This window comes from Pseudomonas sp. TWI929, assembly GCF_039673335.1.
Taxonomy (GTDB): domain Bacteria; phylum Pseudomonadota; class Gammaproteobacteria; order Pseudomonadales; family Pseudomonadaceae; genus Aquipseudomonas.
This window is the reverse complement of record NZ_JBDJLK010000162.1, coordinates 1-3,723: the sequence shown is the minus strand read 5'-3', so window position 1 is coordinate 3,723 and position 3,723 is coordinate 1. Positions and strand designations below refer to the sequence as shown.

At 64.7% G+C, this 3,723-nt stretch carries 3 protein-coding genes; all 3 read left to right on the top strand.

Annotated elements, in window-relative coordinates; translation table 11 throughout:
- Positions 1-267 precede the first annotated feature (267 nt).
- On the top strand, positions 268-873 hold the full coding sequence (locus ABE456_RS28280) for a CDP-alcohol phosphatidyltransferase family protein (RefSeq protein ID WP_346646872.1): 606 nt from the start codon (positions 268-270) through the stop codon (positions 871-873).
- A 30-nt stretch (positions 874-903) separates the two neighbouring features.
- Positions 904-2,658, top strand: coding sequence for a bifunctional alpha/beta hydrolase/class I SAM-dependent methyltransferase (locus tag ABE456_RS28275; protein ID WP_346646871.1), 1,755 nt, complete (start codon positions 904-906; stop codon positions 2,656-2,658).
- Positions 2,659-3,723: serine/threonine protein phosphatase (locus ABE456_RS28270; RefSeq protein ID WP_346646870.1), on the top strand; the 1,065-nt coding region annotated here is incomplete at its 3' end.

The window sequence follows — 3,723 nt, the reverse complement described above, 5'->3', positions numbered from 1 at the left end:
GTGCTCCCACACGTGCTCAAGGCACCTCCGGCATTCAGCTTGCCATTCACCGCTCTCACTCCAGATTCTAATCCCCTCTCAAGACACAAGCGGCCTTGTGTCGCGAAAGGGGCGCGAAGCGGCCCCAGGTTTTCAGCTCCGCTGCATAGATCGCCGGGGCTGCTTTGCAGCCCTTTCGCGACACAAGGCCGCTCCCACACTAGTGAGTGCATTTCTTCGGCTGCTCGCACACAATCCTCCCATCGCACCACCGAAAAGGATTTTCCAGTGGCATCGATCTACCAACTCAAACCGCGCTTTCAAGCCTTGCTGCGCCCCGCAGTGAAACGCCTGCATGACCGCGGTGTCAGCGCCAACCAGGTCACCGTCGCCGCCGCCCTGGGGTCAATCCTGCTGGGCCTGCTGCTGGCGACCCTGCCCCATATCACCTGGCTGTTCATCCTGGTGCCGGCCTGGATGCTGCTGCGCATGGCCCTGAATGCCGTCGACGGCATGCTGGCTCGGGAATTCGGCCAGCAATCCACCCTCGGCGCCTACCTCAACGAACTCTGCGACGTGATCGCCGACGCCGCCCTGTACCTGCCCTTCGCCCTGCTGGCCGGTGTGTCACCAACGCTGGTGGTGCTGCTTGTGCTGTGCGCCACCTTCAGCGAATACGCCGGGGTCATGGGCCCGCTGGCCGGTGCCTCGCGGCGCTATGACGGCCCCATGGGCAAGAGCGACCGGGCCTTTGCCTTCGGTGTGCTGGGCACCGGCGTCGCCTTTGGCCTGCTCGATGGTGCCTGGATCAATGGCCTGTTGCTGGTCATCCTCGCGCTCTCGCTCTATACCCTCTACAACCGGGTTCGCCAGGGGCTGGCCGAAACCCGCTGAGCCAACAGCCGTCGCAAAAGGACGTTGACCATGCGCCAAGCGCAATCGCTGCACTTCTCCACCCATGACGGTGTCGAGCTGCACTACCGTCATTGGCCTGCCACCCGCAACGAGTACCCGCCACGCCGGGCCGTGGTGATGTTTCATCGCGGCCACGAACATGGCGGGCGCATGGCTCACCTGGCCGATGAGCTGGACATGCCGGGCTACGACTTCTTCGCTTGGGATGCCCGCGGCCATGGCCAATCGCCAGGCGCACGCGGCGACAGCCCGGGGTTCGCTACCAGCGTGCGCGACGTGCAGACCTTCATCGAACACATCCAGGCGCAACACGGCATCGCCGAACAGGACCTGGTGGTACTGGCGCAGAGCGTCGGTGCCGTGCTGGTCGCCACCTGGGCTCACGACTACGCACCCAAGGTGCGCTGCCTGGTGCTGGCCTCGCCGGCATTCAAGGTCAAACTGTATGTGCCGTTCGCCCGCACCGGCCTGAAGCTGCTGAAGGCCCTGCGCGGCAACTTCTTCGTCAACAGCTACGTCAAGCCGCGCCTGCTCACCCACGACCCCGAGCGGGTGATGTCGTATGTGGCCGACCCGCTGATCAGCCGGCCGATTTCGGTGACCATGCTGCTCGGCCTGTACGAAGCCGCCGACCGCGTGGTGGCAGATGCCCAGGCCATTCAGGTGCCGACCCAATTGCTGGTATCCGGTGCCGACTTGGTGGTCGAGCGCCAGCCACAGGAACGCTTTTTCGAACGGTTGGGCAGCGCACGCAAGGAAATGCACACCCTGCCCGGGTTCTTCCACGACACCCTCGGCGAGCGCGATCGGGCGCATGCCCTGCGGCGCATCGAGCGGTTTGTCGAGCACTGTTTCGCCTGCCCCGCCGCCGTGCCGTCACTGCTCGATGCCGACAAGACCGGTGCCAGCTGCGCCGAAGCCGAAAGCCTGGCCGCGCCGTTGCCGCGCCACTCGCCGCGCGACCTTTACTGGCGCGCCACCCGTGCCAGCCTGCGCCTGGGCAAGGGCTTGTCGGAGGGCGTTAAGCTGGGTTTCGACACCGGTTTCGATTCGGGCAGCACCCTCGACTACGTGTACCGCAACCAGCCGAGCGGCAAGGGCAAACTGGGCCGCCTGGTCGACCAGAACTACCTCGACGCCATCGGCTGGCGCGGCATCCGCCAGCGCAAACTGCATGTCGAAGAGTTGTTGCGCCTGGCCATCGCCCGCCTGCGCGAACAGCAACGCCCGGTGCACATCGTCGATATCGCCGCCGGCCATGGCCGCTACATCCTCGAGGCCCTGCAGGGCCTTGAGCAACTGCCAGACTCGATCCTGCTGCGCGACTACAGCGAACTGAACGTGCAGCAAGGCAGCACGCTGATCGCCGAAAAGGGCTTGGCCGATATTGCTCGCTTCGTCCAAGGCGATGCCTTCGACCGCCAGAGCCTGGCCACGCTGGAACAGCCACCAACCCTGGCCGTGGTCTCGGGCCTGTACGAACTGTTCGCCAGCAACCAGCTGGTGGGCAACTCACTGGCTGGCCTGGCCGACGCGGTGGAAGATGGCGGCTACCTGGTCTACACCGGCCAACCGTGGCACCCGCAACTGGAGATGATCGCCCGCGCCCTTACCAGCCACCGCGGCGGCGAGGCCTGGGTGATGCGCCGCCGCAGCCAGGCCGAGATGGATCAGCTGGTAGAGGCTGCAGGTTTCCGTAAGCTGGCCCAGCGCATCGACCAATGGGGCATTTTCAGTGTCAGCCTGGCTCAACGGGTGCGCTGAATGAGCCCCGCTCGCGAACCTGGGCTGATCCGCCGAGGGGTGCTCTGGCTGCTGTTGCTGGGGCCATTGTTTTTCCTCAGCTATGGGCTGGCGAACAATTACACGGCCGGGCGCAGTGATGTTGGCAGCCTGGTGTTCGGCTGGGAAAGCGGCATGCCGCTATGGCCCTGGACAATCATCCCGTACTGGTCGATCGACCTGCTTTACGGCCTGTCCTTCCTGCTGCCGCGCACGCGCCAGGAGATGGACCGCCACGCGCTGGCGTTGCTCAGCGCACAGGTGATTTGCGTAAGTTGCTTCCTGCTCTGGCCGCTGCGCTTTACCTTCGAGCGACCAGAACTGGGGGGTGTCTTCGGCTGGTTGTTCGATGTGCTGATGGGCTTCGACAAACCGTTCAATCAGGCACCTTCGCTGCATATCGCCCTGTTGCTGATCATCTGGACGATGTTTGCCCGGCATGTGCAACGCCAGCCTTGGCGTTGGCTGATGCATGGCTGGATGGCGCTGATCGGGGTGTCGGTGCTGACTACCTGGCAGCACCATTTCATCGACGTGCCCAGCGGGGCATTGGCAGGGTTTGTCTGTGTGTGGCTGTGGCCGCATCGGGGGCGGCTACCTTGGCAACAGGCACGTCTTGCGCGTGATGCCAAACGCTGGCGGTTGGCGTTGTGCTATGCAGTGGGCGCACTGCTGTGCACAGTGCCTGCCGTTGTGTTGGGCGGTGCCTGGTTGTGGTTGGCCTGGCCGGCCGTGTCGCTGGTATTGGTGGCGCTTAACTATGGTGTGTTCGGCCCAGGCGGGTTTCAGAAAGGCGCCGATGGGCACTTGTCGAAGGCCGCCAGCTGGCTGCTGGCGCCGTACCTGTTGGCGGCGTGGGCCAATTCGCGGTTGTGGACCTGGCGCCACCCACAAGCGGACGAAGTGTGTGATGGCGTTTATCTGGGGCGGATTCCGTGGCGTTGCCCGCAGTTCGCTGCAGTTGTCGATTTGTGTGCAGAGCTACCGTGCGCTGTTGCCTGCTCTGCCGCGAACCCTTGTGGGAGGGGGGGGGGGGGGAGGGGGGAG

Bases quoted from the DNA above. Each gene is read 5' to 3' on its own strand.
- ABE456_RS28275 (WP_346646871.1), top strand. From the start codon at position 904: ATGCGCCAAGCGCAATCGCTGCACTTCTCCACCCATGACGGTGTCGAG.